The organism is Sinorhizobium americanum (assembly GCF_001651855.1).
Taxonomy (GTDB): domain Bacteria; phylum Pseudomonadota; class Alphaproteobacteria; order Rhizobiales; family Rhizobiaceae; genus Sinorhizobium; species Sinorhizobium americanum.
Window position 1 is genome coordinate 254,675 of sequence record NZ_LNQC01000076.1, and the last position, 21,023, is coordinate 275,697.

18 protein-coding genes and 1 pseudogene are annotated in these 21,023 nt (G+C 63.6%); 7 read left to right on the plus strand and 12 right to left on the minus strand.

The features are described from left to right. Nucleotides 1–22: 22 nt before the first annotated feature. Together ATC00_RS25280 and ATC00_RS25285 are read left to right on the plus strand one after the other, a co-directional pair. Nucleotides 23–1,231 carry an MFS transporter gene (locus tag ATC00_RS25280; protein ID WP_064254868.1) on the plus strand — a complete coding sequence of 403 codons (1,209 nt, stop codon included), beginning with the start codon at nucleotides 23–25 and terminating at the stop codon, nucleotides 1,229–1,231. A 66-nt stretch (nucleotides 1,232–1,297) separates the two neighbouring features. After that, entirely contained in the window at nucleotides 1,298–2,086 is a 789-nt protein-coding gene (locus ATC00_RS25285; protein WP_064254869.1) for a carbon-nitrogen hydrolase family protein, read from the plus strand. A 16-nt stretch (nucleotides 2,087–2,102) separates the two neighbouring features. Here the strand turns inward: ATC00_RS25285 and ATC00_RS25290 are convergent, their stop codons facing one another. Beyond that, on the minus strand, nucleotides 2,103–4,721 hold the full coding sequence (locus tag ATC00_RS25290; RefSeq protein ID WP_064254870.1) for a malto-oligosyltrehalose synthase: 2,619 nt from the start codon (nucleotides 4,719–4,721) through the stop codon (nucleotides 2,103–2,105). Nucleotides 4,722–4,807: 86 nt separating this feature from the next. Here ATC00_RS25290 and ATC00_RS25295 point away from each other — a divergent pair, with 86 nt between their 5' ends. Further along, on the plus strand, nucleotides 4,808–6,427 hold the full coding sequence (locus ATC00_RS25295) for a phospholipase D-like domain-containing protein (RefSeq protein ID WP_064254871.1): 1,620 nt from the start codon (nucleotides 4,808–4,810) through the stop codon (nucleotides 6,425–6,427). On the opposite strand, the gene ATC00_RS25300 is transcribed toward ATC00_RS25295, so the two are convergent. Beyond that, the gene (locus tag ATC00_RS25300) at nucleotides 6,325–7,263 is read right to left on the minus strand and encodes a putative bifunctional lysylphosphatidylglycerol flippase/synthetase (protein WP_064254872.1); all 939 of its coding nucleotides are present in this window, start codon (nucleotides 7,261–7,263) and stop codon (nucleotides 6,325–6,327) included. The genes ATC00_RS25295 and ATC00_RS25300 overlap by 103 nt on opposite strands. Nucleotides 7,264–7,401: 138 nt before the next feature. Here ATC00_RS25300 and ATC00_RS25305 point away from each other — a divergent pair, with 138 nt between their 5' ends. Continuing rightward, nucleotides 7,402–8,139 carry an endonuclease/exonuclease/phosphatase family protein gene (locus tag ATC00_RS25305; protein WP_064254873.1) on the plus strand — a complete coding sequence of 246 codons (738 nt, stop codon included), beginning with the start codon at nucleotides 7,402–7,404 and terminating at the stop codon, nucleotides 8,137–8,139. Nucleotides 8,140–8,192: 53 nt separating this feature from the next. Here ATC00_RS25305 and ATC00_RS25310 read toward each other — a convergent pair whose 3' ends face one another. Then, nucleotides 8,193–9,293 carry an AI-2E family transporter gene (locus tag ATC00_RS25310; RefSeq protein WP_064254963.1) on the minus strand — a complete coding sequence of 367 codons (1,101 nt, stop codon included), beginning with the start codon at nucleotides 9,291–9,293 and terminating at the stop codon, nucleotides 8,193–8,195. 144 nt (nucleotides 9,294–9,437) lie between these two features. On the opposite strand from ATC00_RS25310, the gene ATC00_RS25315 reads away from it, so the two are divergent. After that, the gene (locus ATC00_RS25315; RefSeq protein WP_064254874.1) at nucleotides 9,438–9,695 is read left to right on the plus strand and encodes a hypothetical protein; all 258 of its coding nucleotides are present in this window, start codon (nucleotides 9,438–9,440) and stop codon (nucleotides 9,693–9,695) included. Between the two features lie 46 nt (nucleotides 9,696–9,741). Here ATC00_RS25315 and ATC00_RS25320 read toward each other — a convergent pair whose 3' ends face one another. Then, a complete protein-coding gene (locus ATC00_RS25320; protein ID WP_064254964.1) occupies nucleotides 9,742–9,987 on the minus strand; it encodes a DUF982 domain-containing protein in 246 nt (81 codons plus the stop codon). Between the two features lie 452 nt (nucleotides 9,988–10,439). Beyond that, a complete protein-coding gene (locus ATC00_RS25325) occupies nucleotides 10,440–10,628 on the minus strand; it encodes a hypothetical protein (RefSeq protein ID WP_064254875.1) in 189 nt (62 codons plus the stop codon). Between the two features lie 214 nt (nucleotides 10,629–10,842). Here ATC00_RS25325 and ATC00_RS25330 point away from each other — a divergent pair, with 214 nt between their 5' ends. After that, nucleotides 10,843–13,020 carry a TonB-dependent siderophore receptor gene (locus tag ATC00_RS25330; protein WP_064254876.1) on the plus strand — a complete coding sequence of 726 codons (2,178 nt, stop codon included), beginning with the start codon at nucleotides 10,843–10,845 and terminating at the stop codon, nucleotides 13,018–13,020. Nucleotides 13,021–13,111: 91 nt separating this feature from the next. On the opposite strand, the pseudogene ATC00_RS34160 reads toward ATC00_RS25330, so the two are convergent. Then, a pseudogene (locus ATC00_RS34160) lies at nucleotides 13,112–13,231 on the minus strand (GNAT family N-acetyltransferase); the annotation flags it as partial. Between the two features lie 489 nt (nucleotides 13,232–13,720). Between ATC00_RS34160 and ATC00_RS25340 the strand changes: the two are divergent. Continuing rightward, nucleotides 13,721–14,974: an MFS transporter gene (locus ATC00_RS25340; RefSeq protein ID WP_064254878.1), complete on the plus strand. Its 1,254-nt coding sequence runs from the start codon at nucleotides 13,721–13,723 to the stop codon at nucleotides 14,972–14,974. Nucleotides 14,975–15,122: 148 nt separating this feature from the next. On the opposite strand, the gene ATC00_RS25345 is transcribed toward ATC00_RS25340, so the two are convergent. The 6 genes from ATC00_RS25345 to ATC00_RS25370 are packed head-to-tail and all read right to left on the minus strand — an operon-like array spanning nucleotide 15,123 to nucleotide 20,871. Beyond that, nucleotides 15,123–15,881: a FadR/GntR family transcriptional regulator gene (locus ATC00_RS25345; protein ID WP_082912556.1), complete on the minus strand. Its 759-nt coding sequence runs from the start codon at nucleotides 15,879–15,881 to the stop codon at nucleotides 15,123–15,125. Between the two features lie 4 nt (nucleotides 15,882–15,885). Next, nucleotides 15,886–16,974, minus strand: a complete 1,089-nt coding sequence (locus tag ATC00_RS25350) for a four-carbon acid sugar kinase family protein (protein ID WP_064254880.1) — start codon at nucleotides 16,972–16,974, stop codon at nucleotides 15,886–15,888. A 1-nt stretch (nucleotide 16,975) separates the two neighbouring features. Beyond that, nucleotides 16,976–17,959, minus strand: coding sequence for an ABC transporter ATP-binding protein (locus ATC00_RS25355; RefSeq protein WP_064254881.1), 984 nt, complete (start codon nucleotides 17,957–17,959; stop codon nucleotides 16,976–16,978). Beyond that, entirely contained in the window at nucleotides 17,959–18,957 is a 999-nt protein-coding gene (locus ATC00_RS25360; RefSeq protein ID WP_064254882.1) for an ABC transporter ATP-binding protein, read from the minus strand. Before ATC00_RS25360 ends, ATC00_RS25355 begins: the two co-directional genes overlap by 1 nt. Then, a complete protein-coding gene (locus tag ATC00_RS25365) occupies nucleotides 18,954–19,913 on the minus strand; it encodes an ABC transporter permease (RefSeq protein WP_064254883.1) in 960 nt (319 codons plus the stop codon). Before ATC00_RS25365 ends, ATC00_RS25360 begins: the two co-directional genes overlap by 4 nt. Nucleotide 19,914: 1 nt before the next feature. Beyond that, nucleotides 19,915–20,871 carry an ABC transporter permease gene (locus ATC00_RS25370; RefSeq protein WP_064254884.1) on the minus strand — a complete coding sequence of 319 codons (957 nt, stop codon included), beginning with the start codon at nucleotides 20,869–20,871 and terminating at the stop codon, nucleotides 19,915–19,917. Nucleotides 20,872–21,023: the final 152 nt, after the last annotated feature.

The following is a 21,023-nucleotide window of genomic DNA, read 5'->3' on the forward strand; positions in this document are numbered from 1 at the left end:
CGGATCGTTGGAGATTGGTTTGATGACAGACATAGCGACAAGCATGGATGCACCCCTTGGGGCGACTGAGATCGACGAACGCAGCGAGCCGGCCTGGGCCGGCGTCATCTCGCTGGCGCTCGGCGTCTTCGGTCTCGTCACCGCGGAGTTCCTTCCCGCGAGCGTGCTGACCCCGATGGCAGCCGATCTCGGCATCAGCGACGGCACGGCGGGGCAGGCGGTCACGGCGACCGCCGTGGTCGGCGCCATCGCCGCGCCGACGATCGCCATCGTCACCCGCGGATATGACCGCCGGCTTGTGCTCTGGGGCTTTACCCTTGCCTTGATCCTCTCCAGCTTGCTCGCTGCCTTTGCCACCAACCTCACCATGTTGCTGGCAGCCCGTGTCCTCCTCGGGATCGGGCTCGGCGGCTTCTGGTCGATGATGGCGGCGATCGCGCTGCGCCTCGTTCCGATGCGTCTCGTGCCGCGCGCCATGTCGATCATCTTCACCGGCGTCTCGCTCGCGACCGTCTGCGCAGCTCCCGTCGGCGCCTATATCGGCGATCTCTGGGGCTGGCGCGTCACCTTCCTGGTGGCGGCCGCGCTCGGCGTCGTCACGCTCGCCGTGCAGATGACGAGCGTGCCGCGCCTGCCGCCGCAATCGGTGCCGAGCCTCAAGCTGCTGTTCGATCTTTTGCGTCGGCCAAGCATCAGCATCGGCATCGTCACCGTCCTGCTCTTCGTCTCGGGTCACTTCGCCGGCTTCACCTATGTGCGGCCGTTCCTCGAAAAGGTTCCTGCCTTCGGCATCGAAGCGATCTCGCTCGCCCTGCTCGCCTATGGTGTCGGCGGCTTCTTCGGCAATCTTGTCGGCGGCTTCATCATCGAGCGGAGCATCACCGCCGCTGTCAGTCTCGGCACGCTTCTCATCGCGGCGACGGCGCTGGCGCTGGTGGTCTTCGGTGCGAATGATCTTGTTTCAGCGGGCGCCGTCACCCTCTGGGGCTTCGCCTTCGGAGCCTTGCCGGTCGCCGTTCAGACCTGGATGGTGCGGGCGGCACCGGACCATGCGGAAAGCACCGGCGGGCTGATCGTCGCCACGTTCCAGGTGGCGATCGCCGGCGGCGCGGTTCTGGGCGGCCTCTTCGTCGACGGCTTCGGACCGCTCGGCGCCATCAGCTATTGCGCCGCCGCAACCCTCGCCAGCGCGCTCTTCGTTCTGGCCTCGCGACGCAGCATTGGGGTCTGAGCGTTGATTCTGCCCGAGCAATTGCTAAATGCCTCTAGGTTTTCAATGGTCCTTGGGAGCATTTCGTTGGCGGGCAGATCCCTTCGTGTGGCGATGGCGCAGGTGATGAACGATGCGGATGTCGACGCGATCGCTGCGTCGGCAGCCGCAGAAGGCGCCGACGTCATCGTCTTTCCGGAAATGTTTTCGAACGGTTACAGCCGCTTCGATCCTGAAGACCGAACTGCCCGGCAGGCCTGGATCGATGCGGCGGTTCCGATCGATGGCGCATTTGTGAAAGGCGTTCGGGAGGTGGCGCGCAGGCACGGACTGGCGATCGTAGCGACCTTTCTCGAGCGCGGCAGCCCCAAGCCTTTCAACTCCGCCGTCCTGATCGACAGCCGTGGCGATGTTGTCCTTCACCAACGCAAGCGGCACATCTGCTTCTTCGACATTCCGGAAGAAGCCTGCGCCGCCGGCGAGACTTCCAGCGTGGCGCGGCTCAGGACGGCGGCCGGAGAGGTTACTATCGGCATCATGATCTGCATGGACCGGGAATTCCCCGACGTCGCGGCCGATCTCGTGGGCGAAGGCGTCGAAATCATTCTCGTTCCGAACAGTTGCCCCTTGGTCGACGATCCCGCAGTCGGGGATGTGCGGGTCGCAGGCGTGCGGGCGCTGGCCTTCCAGTCCGTCCTCGGCGTGGCGGTGGCGAACTATCCGGCACCGAAGGATGACGGGCGGTCGTTTGCGGTCGATCCTCTGGGCAAGGTCCTCTCCATGGGCGGACCGCAGCCGGACCTCGTGATCACAGACTTCGATCTGGACCGGATCAGGGCTTTGCAGAAGGAGGACTGGTTTCGGCGCGTCCGTTGAAGGAGCAGCACTCGGGTCATTCTGGAACAAGGAATGCGACCGGGAAGCCGCGGAAAACCTCCGAGATCGGAATGCTTCGCTGCGAGTCGACGGTCTCGCCCGTTGCGAGATTTCGCAATCGCCTCGGTTGGCAGTCCTCCGGCCACAACAGGTAGGTATCGCGCCAAAGGTCGGAACGAACGGTCAGTCCGTCTCCGAGATGCCTGTAGACAAGCCTTGGGACGAGGGTGACCGAAAGCTGATCCTTCCTGTGGCGCATGAATGCAGCGACATGCCGGGAGGCGGGGCGGCCTTGGATGTCCAAGGGCAGGTATTCGCCGCTCGCCAGCAGCGCCGCGCCTCTGCCTTGACGATAGTTCAGGCAGAGCCCGATCAGCCACTGTTTGCAGTCTTCGAAGTCGCCGATCGTCGGCTGACGCGGCAGGTCGGAGCGCGGTGGCCGCGGTGAAAAGCCGCGGCGGTTGTCAGGGTCGACGAGGGAAAGATCGAGGCGCTCGCTGCCCTGATAGATGTCGGGAATGCCCGGCGCAGTGAGTTTCACCAGCGTTTGCGAGAGGCTGTTGATCAGGCCGGCGCGGATGAAGGGCGCGGCGGTATTCTCGAAGTCGTCGAGAAACGCTCGATTCCGCCAATCGAGGATGTCGCGCAGAAATCCAGTCACCGCCGCTTCATATCGCTCGTCCGGGGAATCCCAGTTTGTTCGGAGCTTCGCCTCGCGGAGCGCCTTCACGGCAAAGGCCTCCATGCGCTCGCGTAGGGAAGAGAGATCATTCTCGTCAGCGAGGGGTTCGATCGGCCAGGCGCCGAGGAGGCTCTGATAGAGGAACTGCTCGACGGAGGCTTCCGACGCATCGGCGCCAGACTGGCGGTGAGTGCGGTTCATATCGCGCCAGCGGTCAACTGCCGCCGCCCAGAGTTCCGGTGCCTCGCCGATTACATGGAGCCGGGCGCGGGCGTCCTCGCCGCGCTTCGTATCGTGGGTGGAGGTTGTCGACAGGCCGGTCGGGCTACTGCGCCCCCTTTCCCGCATCCGCTCATGGAAGCGGGCGACGCCCCCGGGCGTCCAGGACGGCGCTGCACCCACCTCATTGGCGGCGAGATAGTCGCCGCGGCGGTAGAAAAAAGTGTCCTCGACCGCCTTGGCCATGACCGCGCCGCTCAATTGCTGAAACCGCGTGCGGAATTCGGTCGCCGCCTGCCGATCCGCTTCGGCGGCGTTCGACTTCAGGCAAGCCACGCGCGCCGCGATCTCGGCGCCGATCTCGGGTGCGGCTGCGCGTGCCCGGAACTCGATGCCATCGAGCATCCGCTGGTCGCGCTCGCTTGCGCCGCGATCGCTGAGATAGGTGCGGTAAACCGGCATCGCTGCGATCAGCAGGCGAATGGCCTCTGCTATCCGCTCTCTTGCTGCCGGCACGTCGTCATCGCCCCGCACACGCGCTGCAAGTGCGGCGAGCCGTTGGACTTCAGCGTCGAAATTATGGCTCAGCACCTGCAGCTTGCATGCGGTGACGGCTCTCTCGGTCGCGAATTGTTGGACGTCGCTCCAAAGCTCGGAGGATTCATCGGAGAGCAGATCAGCGAGTGTCGAGATGAACTCGTAGCCCGTGGTGCCGTCGACCGGCCATCCCTCCGACAGCGCCTCATTCGCCTCGAGTATTTTTTCGACGATGATATAGGTGTGCTCGCCGGCGCGCTCCCGCAACCTGTGAAGATAAGCCTCCGGATCGGCCAGCCCGTCAATGTGATCGACGCGCAGTCCGTCGACCAGTCCTTCCTCTACGAGATCGATGACACGTCTGTGAGTGGCCCCGAAGACGGCCGGGTCTTCGACGCGAAGGCCGACGAGGCCGGCGATCTCGAAGAACCGGCGGTAGCTGAGATGGTCCCGCGCCGTTTTCCAGCTCATCAGCCGCCAGCTTTGCATCTCGTGAAGCCGTTGCAATAATGTTTTGTCGGCCGAGGCGCGCTGGAGATGCGCGCCGAGACGGGCGGCTACCGGCGGCGCCTTTATGAAAGAGGCCACTTCGGAGTGGAAAGCTGCGGCATGGCTCGCTTCCGCTCTACTGGCGGTCGCGATCAACCTGTCAAGAACGGGGCCGCAACCTTCCAGGGCCGCCGGATAGGAAGCCGGATTTAGAGGATAGAGCGCGTCGTAGTAGGCGAAGGCCAGGCAGTTCCGGTCGTGGTCGAATGCCAGCTGCATCCTTCCGTCCGCGAGCTCTTCCTCGAATTCCTGACCCAGGAATGGGAGTGTGAGCGGCTGCCGCCAGTCGATGTCAAAATGACTGGCGAATTCGCTCGATCGGCCCCATTCAACAACGCTGTGCCACCAGCGGTTCTCGAGATGCGCCGCCATGTGGTTTGGCACAATATCGAGGATAATCCCGAGGCCATGTGCTTTCAGTTCGCCGACGAGCCGTCGTAGCCCGTCGATCCCGCCCAAAGCGGGGTCGATCTCGTTGAAATCGACGATGTCATAGCCATGCGTCGAGCTGCCGACTGCGCAAAATATCGGGGAGGCATAAAGGTGAGAAACGCCGAGACCGACGAGATGCGGGATCAAGCCGACGGCCTTCTCGAAGTCCATCCCGTTTCGAAATTGCAGTCGGTAGGTCGCTTTGGGCAGGGGCATGGCGGGGCGGTTTGACATCTATCCGGGCACAACACCCTTCGGTCGAGCTTTGTTCCGCGGGCGTGGCGGGAACAATCTCGGTTGAAATGGATTTTTTTGCAGTCGCCACCCACGGGAAAAGAAGCTTGGCCTGGAAGACCGTTTTTACTGGCAGCCCGCCCGGCCGATGGCGCCGGGCACGCCGACCTATCATCAAGGAAGCCGAGAATATCTGGCGCAGCGCGCCGGCCGAGCGGGTGTCCTTTCTTGTGGACGGGGCGGCCTATTACGCCTGCCTCGACCGGGTGCTCGAACAGGCGGAAGAGCAGGCCTGGATCACCGGATGGGATTTCGATCCGCGCATCAAGTTGCGGCCGGATGATCCGGATGCAACGGCGCTCGGCACGAAGCTCGAGGCGCTTGTAGCGAAAAAGCCGAATCTCAGGATCCGCATCCTGATCTGGGCGATGGGGCCGATCTATTCGGGAAAGTCGTTGCGGTTGTTTCGCGAGCAGGAATGGGCTTCCCATCCGCAGATTGAGCTCCGTTTCGCCAGACACCATGCACTTCGCGGTTCGCATCACCAGAAGCTCGTGTCAATCGACGATCGCATCGCTTTCGTCGGCGGCATCGATTTGACCGCCCGGCGCTGGGATACACCGGACCACCTGGCCGAGAATGAACTGCGCCGCGATCCGGACGGAAATCCCTATGATCCGGTCCACGACATTCAGGTGGTGCTGGAGGGGGAGGCAAGCCGGGCGATCGGCGATCTCTGCCGCTCGCGCTGGAAGTCCTCGGTCGGAGAACACATCGGGGCACCAACTTCAAGGGACGTCGCTTGGCCGCCCGGCATCGAACCTCTCCTGACGAATTGCCGGATCGCCATCGCTCGCACCGAACCGGGTTTCGGCAAGAGGCGTGGACGGCAGGAAGCGCTGCGGCTCAGCCTTGATGCATTGCGCAGCGCCCGGCGCCACATTTACATCGAGAACCAGTATTTCGCCTCGCATCGGATCGGCAAAGTTCTGTGCGAGCGGCTGCAGGAGCCCGATGGCCCGGAAATCGTGGTCATCACCACGCGCAGTTCGCACGGCTTTCTCGAAAGGATCGTGATGGGGGGCAATCGCGACCGTCTCATCCGGCGGCTGAAGCGGACCGATCGCTACGGCAGGCTGCGGGTCGCCTATCCCGTGGTTCCTGCGGCGGATGGCTCCGAACAGGAAGTGATCATCCATTCCAAGGTGGTCGCCATCGACGAGCGGTTTCTCCGTGTCGGCTCGTCGAATTTCAACCACCGTTCGGAAGGGTTCGACACAGAGTGCGACGTCGCGGTGGAGGCGGCAAACGAAGAGCAAAGCGCGGCGATCGCAGGCTTTCGCAACGCGCTCCTGGCGGAGCATCTGGGCTGCGAGCCGGAGAGAATCGACAACATGCTGCAGGAAACAGGCTCCCTCGTCGCCGTCGTCGACCGGCTGAACACGCGCCCGCGCGGTCTGCGGACTTTCGACGGCATAGAAGGCCACGGCGCCACCGCGCTTGTCTGGGGGACCGACATCGTCGATCCGCGCAGTCCGTTCAGGCCCTTCCGCCGCACAGGCGCTCTGCTGCGGCGCTGGATCGGTCAGCTTTTCGCCTTGCTATCCAGGCTTCTCGCACTGTCCCAGCGGCGTACTTCCGCGATCGATAGCGAAATCAAGCCGAGCGGCAGCGGCAGGAAGAAATAGATCGCCCTGAAGGCGACGAGGGCGCCGATGCTCGCCGACTGTCCGAGCAGGAAGGCAATCGTCGCCTCGAGTACGCCGATGCCGCCCGGTACATGGCTGACGAGAGCCGTCAGGTTGGCGCCGACATAGGCGGTCGCGGTTTCGAAGAAGCCCGGAGTTCCGAACGCCAACACCAATTGATGCAGGCAGGCACTGACGCAGAGGAAGTTGGCCGTGCCGACTAGCACCTGTCCGGCGGCAATCTGCAGCGGCGGCATTTCGAACGACCAGCGGAACAGGCGAAGCGAACCGCGGATGAAGCCGGCGAGCACGACGTAGCCGGCCGAGGCGGCAAGGCAGGTGATGCCGAGAAGACGGGCGCCGCCTTCCGACAGGCCGATGATCGGCGCGGCGCTCTCCGGCATGATCAGGCAACAAAGGCCGGCAAGGGTCAGGAGGCCGACGCCGACGGTGACGCCGCAGAAGAGGATGATTTTGGCGATCTGCTCGACACTCAATCCCCAGCGCGAATAGAATCGGTACCGGACCGCGCCGCTGCTCAGGGCCGCCACGCCGACATTGTGGCCGATCGACAGGCTGGTGAAGGAGGCAAGCGCCACCTGGCGATAGGGAAGCTTGTGGCCGACATAGCGCACAGCGAGCGTGTCGAACAGCGTCAGGCAGAGATAGGAGAGGACGACGAAGCCGGTTCCCGCCGCCAGATGTGCAACGGGGATCTGCAGGACGGAGCGGACGATCTCCTCCAGCGTATATTGACGAAGCGTTCGGTAGATCAGCCAGGCGGCGACGCCAATCGCGGCGAATATAAATAGTCTGGCAATGAATTTCTTCGGCATCGGCCTCGTTCCTTTGCGCGTCCACCGGAACGAAATGCAGGTCCCGTGTGTTCCCAAACCGCAGGACCTACTGCGACGCGCGTCCTATAGGACGTGCAAAAGGTCGCAGCACTATAAATTTCTGCCCGAAAAAGCACGATGCCTCGAACGCTCCGCTTCCTCACCTACAATGTCCATAGCTGCTTCGGGACCGACCGGAGGCTCGACCCGGCGCGCATCGCCGCGGTGATCGGCGAGTGCCGGCCCGACATCATCGCCCTGCAGGAGGTGGACGTCGGGCGCGCCCGCAGCGGCGGCATAGACCAGGCCCATATGATCGCCACCCACCTCAACATGGCGGCGCATTTTCATCCGGCTCTCCACCTCAAGGACGAGCGATACGGAGATGCGGTGCTGACGGCCCTGCCGATGCGGCTCGTCAAGGCGGACGTGCTGCCGTCGGCTGGGGAGCCGCGCGGCGCGCTCTGGGTGGAGATCGACCTCGCTTATGCCAAGCTTCAGGTCATCGTCACTCATCTCGGGCTGCGCGGGTCGGAGCGGGTTCGCCAGGCGACTGCCTTGCTCGGTCCCGGTTGGCTCGGCGGAATAGGGCAGGGGGACTCGCGTGTGATCCTTGCGGGCGACCTTAACGCCATCGCACGTTCGGCCGCCTACAAGCTGCTGGCGACGCATCTCAAGGACGCGCAGGTCCAATCGAATGCCAAGCCGCGCCCGACCTTTCCCTCCCGCTTGCCGCTGCTGCGGATCGACCATGTCTTCGTCGGCGACGGGATCGGTGTCCGCGATTGCACGGTGCATAGCAGCGCCCTTGCGCGCGTCGCTTCCGATCATCTGCCGATCCTGGTCGAGTTGGACATCGAACCGGTTGCCAACTGATGCCTGGCGGGCGCGGACGACCGCCTGGAAATGACGCGGCGCCGGTGAGGGATCTAACCTGGGGGAGGCGGCGATGAACCGCCGCTTTCCCTCGCGTGGGCGCGCCAAATATCGAGCAGCAGCAAAGTCACCGTGAAGGTCACCGGTCCGATCACCAGCCCCGCCGGACCGAACACGATGACGCCGCCGATCATGCTCATAAAGGCCACGACGGTGTGTAGCTTCAGCCGTTCCCCGACGAACATCGGATAGAGCAGGTTGTCGACGGTTGCCACCACGCCGGCGCCCCAGACTGTCAGGATCAGCGCCTTGCCCCATTCGCCGGTCAGTGCAAGCGACAGCGCGGCCGGAATCCAGATGATGAAGGCGCCGAGAACCGGCACCATCGCCAGCACGCCCATGGCGAGACCCCAGAGGAGCGGCGACGGCAGACCAAGCAGCCAGAACATCAGGCCGCCCAAGGTGCCCTGCACGATGGCGACGGCGAAGGTCCCGAAGACGATCGCGTGAACCGTTTCGCTGACGCGCAGGAACAGCTTGTTCATCTCTGCGGAGGTCAGCGGAGAGAAGTTCTTGAGCATGTCCAGGGCTTCGCGGCCGTCACGCAGGAAATAGAACAGGAAGTAGAAGGTCAGCACGAGGTCGATAATCTGCACCACCGATCGGCGGACCAGGATTGCGCTGAAATTGGTGAGCAAGGTCGCGGCGTTGCCTGCGAGCCCTGCGAGGTCGAGCTGGGTCTCGATCCACAGCAGAACCAGCCCGACACGCGGATAGTTGGCAATGGCATCCCGCCAGCTTCCCGTCCTCAGCGCTTCCGCGATGATCTGGGCGCCCTTGGCCGCCTCATTCACAAGCCGCTCGGCAATCAGCATGAGCGGCACGGCGACGATGAACGCGGCAATTGCCACCGTCGCTGCGGCGGCGATTTCCGGATAGCGGAGGTCCTTTGCGATCCGGCGATGGAGCGGGTGGAACATGATCGCAAGGACCAAGGCCCAGGTCAGCGCCGGCAGAAAAGGCACGGCCAGCAGGTAACAAACGACGATTCCAGCTGCAATTGCGATCAGGATCACCAATGACCGCGAACGCCGCGCCGTCAGCAATCGATCTGGAGCATCTTGCTCCGCCTGGGCCGTAACATTCTCCGCCACGGAAATCGCTCCTTTGCGAACAATCTGGCGCCACCCGAACAGACTTGTCAAAAGATAGGTTCCACCTCCGCTACGCCCGGCCGCGTCAAGGAACCTTCCGACGAGCCGCGGGTTCGATTCTGGAGCAGGAAAAGGATCGTGACGATGAGCAATCCCAAGGACGAAGCCTTCAAGGATCAACCCATGCCGTCTCCTACGTGGAAGCCTGATCCGAAGGAAATGCATATGGATCCGAAGCCCTTGCGGGATCAGGTTCGTCCAGCCGGCGAGGAGGCTGACGAACCCCCGGCCAGGAGCGGAACGTCGGAGCGGCGCGAGAAGCCGACCGAAGCAGCCGGAAAGGACAATCCGGTCCACCATACCGGTCGCGTTCCGCCGAAGGTGACGGACGACGAGCTCTGATGTCCTGGTGGGCGATTTCTTCGTCGGACTGAGGCCTCGGTGGAGGTCACCGCATCATCTTGATTTTCGCTTCTTTGGCGGCAGCGACAAAAGCCTGGCGTGCTTGATCCTCCGAGGCGGTGCCGAGCAGGGCGTCTGTGCAGGCATTGAGGGCGGCGTTGTAGGCGCTGCCATGGGAGACCGGCCAATGTTCGCTGAGCAACCTTGCCGCTTCGGCCGGCGTCCAGACGATCTGGACACCGTCGAGACCGGGCAAGTCCACGATGACGCATTCGTTCCATAACTTGAACATGCCGGCGTCCCTTGGCTTCTGGCGCACCTAACTGCCGCCGAACCTGTTCGTTCCCGTGCATTCCATCTTGGCTTGCATCATTGATGCGGGAGCGCCGCAATGATGGATCACTTGTTGCTGTGGGCGGCTCGGCTGCCGGTCGCACGAGGAGGTTCTTCCGTTTCGCGTCCGGGAGTGCCGGGTTCTTCCTCGGGGAGCCTTTTGGGTTGCGGTTCTTTGGTTGGCGGGTCGGGGATGCCGAGCGGAGGGACGGGATTTGGCGGGATGATGCCCGGTCCGGGTCCGGGGCCGGTGGGGTCTGGTTTCATATTGGGAACTCCGTGATACGCCCGGACAACCCACTGGGATCACTATTGTTCCTGCTGGCTTGCTGCAGAGGCACATTGACGCTGCAGGCGGCTCGATGCTCGGCAAGAGCAGCGAACCCGACGTTCGTCGGCGCGTCTGGCCGATCAGCGATGCCCCGTCGAATCGGCGACCTGCGGCGTATAGACGACAGTGTCGGTTCCGTCCTCCAACAGGCCGCCGCCGATCGTCAGATAGACGAAGATGGCGCATATCGCGAGCAGCAGGACCGCGACCGGGAAGGTGGCCGAGGCCTGCTTCTCGGGCGCCAGGCGATCATTTCTTCGGGTGAACATAGTCAATACTCCCTTGATCATAGAAGAACGAAATCGCTTTCCCAGGGTTCCCTGACACGCCTGGGGCATGCGGGTGATGGCGGCCGGCATTCATTCGAGGTTTGAAAGACCCTTCCGGAAAAAGATGAGTTTCTGACTCAGGTAATTATTGACGCGCCAACCGGCGGGGCACTAGGTTGCAGCGCAACATGAAGCACACGCCGGTGAGAGGGCCATGCAACGCGGTTTATTCAATATCAGCCAGGAGTATCAATCCCGTCGCATTGCGGCAGGGGGCGCAACGGCGCTCTTTACGATCATGGCACTGACCTCAAGCGTTTCGGCGCAGGACCAGGGCAGTGCCACGGCGCTGCAGCCGCTGACGATCTCGGGCGGGCAGGGGACAGAAGAGAAAAAGGACAGCGAGACGGTCACGGCGAAGAGCAGCGCCGGTGCCAGCAAGATCAAGACGCCGCTCATCGAAACCCCGCGGTCGGTTTCGGTGGTGACGCGCAAGGAACTGGACCAGCGCGGCGCGCAGGATATCATTGAAGCGGTTCGTTATTCGGCCGGGGTGACGACGGGTGGCTACGGCTTCGATCCGCGGTTCGACCAGGTCTATATTCGCGGCTACAGCGCCACGACGATCGGCGACTACAAGGACGGACTTCGCCAGCCCTATATCAACTACGGCACCTTCCGGACCGAGCCTTACACGCTGGAGCGTGTCGAGGTCATCAAGGGCCCCGTCTCGGTGCTCTACGGCGCCGGCTCGCCGGCCGGTATCGTCAATAAGATCTCCAAGCTGCCCACCGAAGAGCCGATCCGCGAAGTCGGCGTGCTTTATGGCACCGAGGATCGGCTGCAAGGCATGTTCGATTTCGGCGGCCCGGTTAGCGAGGAGAACGATCAGTTCTCCTATCGGCTTGTCGGCTTGGCTCGCAATGGCGAGACTAATTTTGATATCGGCGACGACCGTTACCTTATTCAGCCGGGGCTGACTTGGCAGCCGAACGATTCAACGACCTTCACCATTTACGGATTGGCGCAGGCCGACGAGACGGACACCAATGTCGGCGCCGTCGTCGATCCATCCGGCAAGGTCCATGATCTGCGCGCCAGCGATCCTGACTATGATTACCAGAAGGTGCGGCAGCAGCAGATCGGCTATCAGTTCGAGCACGAGTTCGACGGCGGCATCACCTTTCGCCAGAACCTCAGATATTCGCATCTGGATTTGCGGTCGCGCTATCTCGGAATCTACAGTTGGACCGGTACGGTCGCCCACCGGGGCGCGAGTTCCATCCGCGACGAGATGAACGTGTTCCAGGTCGACAACCAGCTTGAGGCTAAATTCGACACGGGGCCGGCCGCGCATACCATGCTCTTCGGCCTCGACTACACCAACCTGACCTCGTCCTTCGGTTTCGGCATGGATTCGGTCGCCACCCCGGCCTACGACTTCGATATTGCCAACCCGACCTACCGGGTCTCAGGCCCGACGCCCGGCTATAACGTCTCCCAAGCCGAGGCGGATCTGCGACAGGTCGGCATCTATGCGCTGGATCAGGTCGAACTCGATCGGTGGCGGTTCACCTTCGGGGGTCGTCAGACTTGGGTCGAGCAGGACAGAGACACGCAACTCGTGGCCTCTGGCACGAGCTCGTCCGAGCGGGTAAACAAGGACGCCTTTTCCATGCAGGCGGGAGCGCTCTATCTCTTCGACAATGGCATTGCCCCCTTCGCAAGCTATGCCACCTCCTTCGAGCCGATCCCCAACCGCTCGACAAGCGGCGCTATCCTCGATCCGTTGGAGGGCGAACAATTTGAGCTCGGCGTCAAATACCAGCCGCCCGGCACCGACGTCCTGCTCTCGGCGGTCGCCTATCAGATCATTGAGAAGAACAAGCCCGTTCTTGTGGATCCGACATTGTTGACATACCGCTCACTGGGCGAAGTGACGAGCCGGGGTCTGGAACTCGAGGCGCGGGCTGCCGTCAGTGAGCAATTGGACCTGATCGCCGCCTACACCTACAATCATGCCGAGATCACCGGGGGGAGCGATCTCGGGAATACGCCGGCGGTCACCCCGGAGCATGTGGCAACCCTTTGGGCCAACTACACGTTTGCCGAGGACATGGCGGCATCGGGCCTGTCGCTCGGGGCTGGCGTGCGCTACCTCAGCGAAACCTACAAGGACACCGGCAACGCCACCGGCAAGAATGAAGACGCCTTCTATCTGGACGCCGCCGCAACCTACGATTTCGGCGCCATCGATAAGAAATATGAAGGTCTTACCGCCCAGGTGAATGTCCGCAATATCGGCAATGAAAAGCCTGTGGTCTGCAACGAGGGCTATTGCTATCTGAGCCAGGGCCGCAACGTCACGGCGTCTCTCAAGTACCGCTGGTAGGAGCTGAAAGCGCCATGCGTGGGAAGGGACGCATGGCGCTCAATTCTGCTCCTATTCATTCTGAGAAGCGGGTGTTGCGCCTGCTGCGGTCTCACCAAGAGAGTGGGTGTTCCTCATGCCAAAGGGTGGGGAAAATCTCCGCCGGGATGAAGCCATTGCGACAATAGAAATTGCGCGTTGCCTCGTATTGCTGCTCGTCCTTCCCCCCGGGGGAGATGCATTGGCCGAGCCACAAGGCAAGTCCAAACGGCTGGCCGCGAACGGAACGAGTGGCGCCGGCTCCTTCAATGAACTCAACGCAGGATGAAAAGTCTCCCGCGCGGACCTCCCTGTCTCTCCCGTCGAAGTGGTCGCGTGCCCGTGGCAATGCTCGTTGCGGATAAAACGGCATTCGATATGCCCATTGTTTCACCAGGCCCATCCCACCAGGCTAATTTTTGATCACGTACCCGGCAAGGTGTAATAGCCCTTCCGGGCACTCCCCGGCTTTTGCAGCGCTTATAGCGAACCTTTTCAGTTGGCATGTCCCTTGCTTCTCATCTGGCGAGCCCGAGCTGACCGCCGGCGGTGCCCAATGTCGCGCACCAGGAGCAAGGTTGCTTAAGCAGGATGGATGCGCCGATCGCTGAGAAGCGACGCGTGTTGTTCGGGGCATTTCCAGGATCAACGATCGAATGGCGCCTTTGCGCCGGGAGAAGCTATGTCCGCTGTTCACCAGTCACAGAAGATCACCGCCGGGGAGCAGGGCCGCGCCCTGTGGATCTCGACGACCGCTTTCACCATCTGTTTTGCCGTGTGGACGATCTTTTCGATCATCGGCGTGCGCATCAAGCAGGAACTGGGACTGAGCGAAGCGCAGTTCGGTCTGCTGATCGGCATGCCGATTCTGACCGGCTCGCTGATCCGCATCGTGCTCGGCATCTGGACCAACCGCTATGGCGGCCGGCTCGTCTATACGGTCACCATGCTCGCGGCGGCACTTTCGACCTTCCTCCTCGCCTACGCCACCACCTTCCCTGAAATGCTGCTCGCCGGCCTCGGCGTCGGCATTGCCGGCGGCTCCTTCGCCGTCGGTGTCGCCTATGTCTCGCCCTTCTTCCCGCCGGAAAAGCAGGGGACGGCGCTTGGCATCTTCGGTGCCGGCAATGTCGGCGCGGCGGTTACCAAGTTCCTGGCGCCGTTCGTTCTCGTCGCCTATGGCTGGCAGACGGTCGCGCAGGTCTGGGCGGCCGGGTTGCTGCTTACGGCCATCGTCTTCTGGTTCACGACCGAGGACGATCCGAAGTTCCGTGCCCGCCGCGAGGTGAGCCAGCCGCGCAAGAGCTTCCTCGCCGAATTCGCGCCCCTCAGGAACGTTCAGGTCTGGCGCTTCTCGCTCTACTATTTCTTCGCCTTCGGCGGCTTCGTCGCGCTGGCGCTGTGGCTGCCGCGTTACCTCGTCGGCGTCTACGGTTTCAACCTCGAGACGGCGGGCATGATCGCCGCGGCCTACTCCATTCCCGGCAGCATTTTCCGTGCCTATGGCGGCGCTCTTTCCGACAGGATCGGCGCGCGCAAGATCATGTATGCAATGTTCGCCGTGTCGGCCGTCGCAACGCTCATCCTCTCCGTTCCCGAGGGCGGCGCGTTCCAGATCACCCCGGTTGTGTTCGTCGCCGTTACCTTCGTGCTCGGCTTCGTTATGAGCCTCGGCAAGGCGGCCGTCTACAAGCACATTCCCGCCTATTATCCGGAGCATGTCGGGGCCGTCGGCGGCGTCGTCGGCATGATGGGCGGTCTCGGCGGCTTCATCCTGCCCGTCGCCTTCGGTTTCCTCAAGGACTGGACCGGCCTCTGGTCGAGCTGTTTCATGCTGCTCTTCGTGATCGTGGCCGTCTCGATGGTCTGGATGAACGCCTCGATCCGCCAGTTCAAGCGGCGTGCCGACGAGGGCGCGCCGGCCTACGGGCGATAGAAGACGGCGCGGCTGCAGCATCGATACTGAATGCTGCCGCGCGGCACATCCGAACCCCGACACACCCACTTCCCCGCAGGGATTGCCAAAACCCTGCTTCCTGCCCGGCACTTCTGTGCCGGGCTTTTTCATTCCCGTTCGGGCAAATTTAGAAGGAAAGGTCGAGGACCTTGCCCTCGAAGAGCCGGTCGCGCGAACCTTCGAGGTGTTTGCGCATCAGGTCGCGGGCCTCGTCGGCGCGGCCCTCTTGGACCGCGCGGTAGATCTGACGGTGTTCCTCGTAGACCTGCTCCAGGCCTGGCCGCGGGCCCATCAGCGAAAGGCCGTGAAGGTGCATGCCGACGGCGATATGGGCGCGCAGGGCCTCGAGCGAGGCGGTGTAGTAGTGGTTGTTGGCCGCTTCGGCGACCGCCTTGTGGAAGAGGAAATCGGCATCGGTGCGATGCAACTGATGGCTTGTCGCCTCGCGCAGTTCGGCAAGCGCCGCGGCGATCCGGGCGATCGCCGCCTCGTCGCGTCGCTGGGCGGCGTAATAGGCGGCGGCGGGCTCGATCGTCAGCCGGAATTCATAGCAGCGCTGAATGTCGGCGATCGACTTGACCGGCGAATAGGCGAGCTGCGCGGCGGCCGAGACCTGGGCGCTGACGAAGGTGCCCGCACCCTGGCGCGAATAGATCAGGCCCTGCTCGCGCAGCCGCCCGAGCGCATCGCGCACGACGGGGCGGGAGACGCCCAGCATCGAGGCGAGCTCATGCTCGCCCGGAAGCCTCGAATCCGGTGCGTAGTTGCCGGTGCGGATCCGCTCGTGCAACTGGTTGAAGACCCGATCGACGAGCTTCACCGATTTGCCGCGTTCGCTTTTCGCTTCGGCTGCCGCCTCCTGGCCAAGGCCGCCATTCTCCGCCATTCGCTTATCCATCCTGTTCATCGCCCGCATGCCGTAATTCTGGCGCGTCTCGCAGAACCTTTAGCAGAGATTGCGCATTGCCGAAGCCCCCCGACTTCACCGCTGATCGCATCCGCCCGCCGCCCCGGCGCTCCGTCTCGAACCAGGGAATCCCCGCCTCGATCTCGCCCCTCGGCAACAGCACGCGAGCCCCCAGCGTATGCAGGATAGCATAGGCCGTATCACCACCGCCCATCATCAGCATGTCGGGCGCTAAGGCGGCGACGAGACGGGAAACGCCTGCGGCGAAGCGTTCCGCCACGATCTCCGGTCTCTCGGCCAACGCGCCGGTGCATCTCAACAACGCCGGCAGCCGCGCCGGCCCCCGCTCATCGGGCACGTCGCCGCCCGGTGCATCGACGTGACTGGCAACGAGACCACTGTCGAGCAGCACCGCCATCTGCGTCTCGGTGATCGGATCGCGCGAACCGAAGGCAAAGAGCGTGCGCGGCGACGGCGCGAAAGCTGCCGGCGACGAATGCCGGGCGAGCCGCCGGGCAAGCGCCCGCCCCAGGCCGCGTGCCCCAACGCCGACGGTGGTCCACCAATCGATGCTTTCGATTACGTCATCGAGGTCTTCGTCTGAGGCCGCGTCGGCAATGCGGGCGCCCATGGTGCGGCCGGAGAAGAGCGGCGCTATCGGCAGTGGTTCATCGACACCGAAACCGACGACACGGGCTTCGCGGGTGTAGCGTCCCTGGTCGGGCACGGCGGGCGCGACAGCCAAGCGCCGACGGCCGCTGGCAAGGGCGAGCGCTTCGCTCTCGGCCGCGACATTGCCCTTGAGCCGCGAGTCGATCTTTTTCAGCACGAATTCGGGCGAGGCCCGGTTTATAGTGGTGGCAGCCTGCCTGACGCAACCCGCAGCCTGGACGGGATCGAGCGCGCGCGACACCGTATTGACGACGACGACCTCGGCGCCGGTCGCAATCGCCGCCTCAACTGCCCCGACATCGAGCGCCACCGCGACGTTCAGGCCTGCGTCAACGAAGGGCGTTCCGGTATCGAGAGCGCCCGTCAGGTCGTCGGCGACGATGGCGACTTTGAGGGTCATGCTATTCGCCGTTCACGGCGTGGCAGGCGACGAGATGCCCGGGCCGCGCCTCCTTCCACTTCGGAACCACCCGGCGGCAGACCTCCATGGCGATCGGGCAGCGCGTGTGGAAGCGACAGCCGGAGGGCGGGGCAAGCGGGCTCGGCACGTCACCTTCGAGAATCTGCCGCTTGCGGCTGCGCTCATGTTCGGGGTCGGTTTCAGGCACCGCCGAGAGCAGCGCCTTGGTATAGGGATGCAATGGCGTCTCGAAGAGCGCGTCGCGGCTGGCAAGCTCGGCGAGCCGACCGAGATACATGACGCCGACGCGGGTCGAGATGTGGCGTACGACCGCCAGGTCGTGGGCGATGAACAGGTAGGTGAGGCGGTACTTCTCCTGCAGATCGAGCAGCAGATTGATGATCTGCGCCTGGATCGACACGTCGAGCGCCGAGATCGCTTCGTCGCAGACGATGAACTTCGGCTGGCAGGCGAGCGCCCGGGCAATTGCCACACGCTGGCGTTGGCCGCCGGAAAGCTCGTGCGGATAGCGTGAGGCGAAGCGCGGCGGCAGGCCGACATCGGTCAGCAGTGCCGCAACCTTCGCTTCGAGTTCCGCTTTCGGGGCGAGGTTGTGGAACAGGATAGGCTCGCCGCTCGCCTCGCCGACCGTCATGCGTGGGTTGAGCGTCGAATAGGGGTCCTGAAAGACGATCTGGAGGTCACGCCGGAAGCGCCGCATCCGCTTCTCGTCAAGCGCGGTCAAATCCTGGCCCTTGTAGAGGACCTTACCGGAGGTCGCCCGATGCAGGTTCAGGATGGTGAAGCCGGTGGTCGACTTGCCGCAACCCGACTCGCCGACGAGGCTGAGCGTCTCGCCTTCGACGATATCGAGGCTGACATCGTCGAGCGCGTGCACCGTCGCCGCCCGTTCACCGAAGGCGCCGAGCCGCACATGGAAGTGCTTGACGAGGTTTTCTATCTTCAGCAGAGGTTCTGCAGCCATCAGGCGGCCTCCAGGGCTTTTTCGACGGCGAAGCAGGCGGCGCGGTGGCTTCCTGCAGCGGAAACGGGCTCGAGCTTCGGCACATGCGTGCGACAAATGTCCATCGCCAGCGGACAGCGCGGCGCGAAGGGACAGCCCTGAGGCCGGCGGCCGGGTTCCGGCGGTGTGCCGCCGATCGAGTTCAGCCGCGAGGCGGGCGCGTCGGAGAGCTTCGGGATCGAGGCGAGCAGCCCGCGCGTATAGGGGTGGCGCGGACTGGCGTAGAGCGCGTCGACCGGCGCGTCCTCGACGACGGTGCCGGCGTAAAGCACGACGACGCGGTCCACGAGCCCGGCGATCAGTGCCAGGTCATGGGTGATCCAGACGACCGACATGCCCAGCTTTTCGCGCAAACCCTTTACCAGGTCGACGATCTGCGCCTGTATCGTCACGTCGAGTGCCGTCGTCGGCTCGTCGGCGATCAACAGCTTCGGCTCGCAGGCAAGGCCGATCGCGATCATGACGCGCTGGCGCATGCCGCCGGAGAGTTCGTGCGGATAGGCCTGGATGCGCTCCTCAGGCCCCGGAATGCCGACCAGACGGAGCAGCTCGATCGCGCGTTCGCGGGCTTGCTTCCTGTTCATGCCGCGATGGTAGATCAACGGCTCCGCGAGCTGGTCGCCGATCCGCATCACCGGGTTGAGGGACGTCACCGGATCCTGAAAGACGAAGCCGATGTCGCCACCGCGCACCTTCCTGAGCTCCCGGTTCGACATCTTCTGCAGGTCGCGGCCGTCGAAATGCGCCTCGCCCTTGGCGACGCGGATCTTGTTGGGCAAAAGCCGCATCAGGCTCAGCATTGTGAGGCTCTTGCCGCAGCCGGATTCGCCGACGACGCCGAGCGTCTCGCCCTTGTCGACATGCAGGTCGATGCCGTCGACGATGACCGCCGGTCCGCGGCGCGTTTCGATTTCGACTGTCAGTCCCCTGACGTCGAGCAGGCGGTTCTTCCCGGTCATTTGCTGCCTCGCGGGTTCAGAGCATCGTTGAGGCCGTCGCCGAGGAATGAGAAGGCGACGGATGCGAGACCGAGGACGGCCGCCGGTGCCGCAAGCAGGTGCGGGTAGTGCTGCCAGACCCGCAGGCCGTCCGAGATCATGTTGCCCCAGCTCGGGGTCGGCGGATTGACGCCGACGCCCAGGAACGAGAAGGCGCTCTCGAGCACCATTGCCGTGCCGAGGCCGGCGCTGACGGCGACGATCAGCGGCCCGAGCGCGTTCGGGATCACGTAGCGCATCAGGATGATGCGGTTGGAAAGTCCGAGCGCCTGCGCGGCGGTGATATAGGGGCGGCTGCGGATGGAGAGCACCTGGGCACGCACTAGGCGCGCATAGGGCGGCCAGGAGATCAGCGCCATGGAGCCGAAGACCAGCAGGAAATCGATCCAGACCGTCTCGCGGTAGAACGGGTTCAGCGTTTCGAGATAGCGCGCCTCCATCCATTGCGCGATCGGCGTCTTCAGCGATGCATTGATCACCACGACGAGAAGCAGGTTGGGCACCGACATGGTGACGTCGGTCAGCCACATGATCACCCGGTCGAAGGGATTGCCGAAGAAGCCGGCGACCGCGCCTAGAACCGTGCCGATGACAAGCGCGATTGCGGTCACCACGACGGCGACGACAAAGGCGGTCCGCGTGCCGTAGACGACGCGGCTGAAGACGTCGCGGCCGAGATCGTCGGTGCCGAAGAGGTGGGCGAGGGACGGCGCCTGGTTGCGCGCCTCGAGGTCCTGGCTAAGGAAATCATAGGGCGTCAGATAGGGGCCGAACAGCGCGACGAATGCGAGCAGGATAATGACGCCGAGGCCGAAGATCGCCAGGCGGTTTCGTTTCAGCCGGTACCAGGCATCGCGCCACAGGCTGACCGGCGCTTCTTCGACGAGAGGGGCGGGCTGGGCTTGAACGGTGGACATGTCAGCGGCTCCTCTTCGCATCGACGGCGCGCGGATCGAGAAGCGGATAGAGGACGTCGACCAGCAGGTTGGAGATCATCACCAGGAACGAGCCGATGAGGGTGATCGCCAGGATCACAGGATAGTCGGAATTGGTGAGCGCCTTGACGGTCAGGCGGCCGAGACCCGGCAGGCCGAAGACGAGCTCCACGAAGATCGCGCCATTGACGATGGTGATCATGATGAGGCCGAGCTGGGTGACGACCGGGGTCAGCACCGGCCGCAGGATATGCTTGAGTGCCACGACAATCTCCGGCACGCCCTTTGCCCGGGCGGTGCGGACGAAATCCTCGGACAGTACCTCGATGACCGCGGCGCGCGTCTGGCGGATGATGAGGGCGATCGGCTGGAAGGACAGCACAATCAGCGGCAGGAGGATGCGGATGTCGAAAACGCCGCCCCAGCCATAGGGTACGTTGACGCCGGGCAGTAGCACGATGAGGCCGACCATCAGCAAGGGTCCGGCGACGTAGGCGGGGATCGCCCAGAGGAAAAGCGCCGAGCCGAGGATGATGTAGTCGAGGCGGCGGTTCTGATTGAGCGCCGCGATCATGCCGAGCGGGATGGCGACGAGCGCGGTCAGGATGATCGAACAGAGCGCCAGCTTGAAGGAGACGGGTGCGGCTGCCTTGACCATTGCCCAGACGGAGCGCCCGGAGTTCAGCGAGTTGCCGAAATCGCCCTGGAGCAGGTTCCAGACATAATAACCGAACTGCTCAATGAAAGGCTTGTTGAGCCCGGCGCTTTCGCGGATCGCCTCGATGCGTTCCGGATTATAGGCGACGTCCCCCGGCGCACGCAGGAAGATCAGCTTGATCGGGTCGCCGGCGCCATAAAAGGCGAGCGCGTAGACGGCCATCATCACCAAGAGAACCGATGGTATCCAGATGGCAAATCGTGTCGCGACGTAACGCAGCATGTCGCTCCTTCCTCCCGCATGCCGGCCGGTGGACCCGCTCTGAAGACCGCCGGAACTCATGCATTGCCCTGTGCCGGCGCCGAGGCCAAGGGGCGTTGGGCTACCGGCCGTTCTTGCGCGAGGCCCGCTATGCAAGACAAAGCTTCGGTCCA

Bases quoted from the DNA above. Each gene is read 5' to 3' on its own strand.
- ATC00_RS25330 (WP_064254876.1), top strand. From the start codon at position 10,843: ATGCAACGCGGTTTATTCAATATCAGCCAGGAGTATCAATCCCGTCGC.
- ATC00_RS25340 (WP_064254878.1), top strand. From the start codon at position 13,721: ATGTCCGCTGTTCACCAGTCACAGAAGATCACCGCCGGGGAGCAGGGC.
- ATC00_RS25315 (WP_064254874.1), top strand. From the start codon at position 9,438: ATGAGCAATCCCAAGGACGAAGCCTTCAAGGATCAACCCATGCCGTCT.
- ATC00_RS25325 (WP_064254875.1), bottom strand. From the start codon at position 10,628: ATGTTCACCCGAAGAAATGATCGCCTGGCGCCCGAGAAGCAGGCCTCG.
- ATC00_RS25320 (WP_064254964.1), bottom strand. From the start codon at position 9,987: ATGTTCAAGTTATGGAACGAATGCGTCATCGTGGACTTGCCCGGTCTC.
- ATC00_RS25365 (WP_064254883.1), bottom strand. From the start codon at position 19,913: ATGTCCACCGTTCAAGCCCAGCCCGCCCCTCTCGTCGAAGAAGCGCCG.
- ATC00_RS25295 (WP_064254871.1), top strand. From the start codon at position 4,808: ATGGATTTTTTTGCAGTCGCCACCCACGGGAAAAGAAGCTTGGCCTGG.
- ATC00_RS25280 (WP_064254868.1), top strand. From the start codon at position 23: ATGACAGACATAGCGACAAGCATGGATGCACCCCTTGGGGCGACTGAG.
- ATC00_RS25300 (WP_064254872.1), bottom strand. From the start codon at position 7,263: ATGCCGAAGAAATTCATTGCCAGACTATTTATATTCGCCGCGATTGGC.
- ATC00_RS25345 (WP_082912556.1), bottom strand. From the start codon at position 15,881: ATGGCGGAGAATGGCGGCCTTGGCCAGGAGGCGGCAGCCGAAGCGAAA.
- ATC00_RS25350 (WP_064254880.1), bottom strand. From the start codon at position 16,974: ATGACCCTCAAAGTCGCCATCGTCGCCGACGACCTGACGGGCGCTCTC.
- ATC00_RS25355 (WP_064254881.1), bottom strand. From the start codon at position 17,959: ATGGCTGCAGAACCTCTGCTGAAGATAGAAAACCTCGTCAAGCACTTC.
- ATC00_RS25305 (WP_064254873.1), top strand. From the start codon at position 7,402: ATGCCTCGAACGCTCCGCTTCCTCACCTACAATGTCCATAGCTGCTTC.
- ATC00_RS25360 (WP_064254882.1), bottom strand. From the start codon at position 18,957: ATGACCGGGAAGAACCGCCTGCTCGACGTCAGGGGACTGACAGTCGAA.
- ATC00_RS25370 (WP_064254884.1), bottom strand. From the start codon at position 20,871: ATGCTGCGTTACGTCGCGACACGATTTGCCATCTGGATACCATCGGTT.
- ATC00_RS25290 (WP_064254870.1), bottom strand. From the start codon at position 4,721: ATGCCCCTGCCCAAAGCGACCTACCGACTGCAATTTCGAAACGGGATG.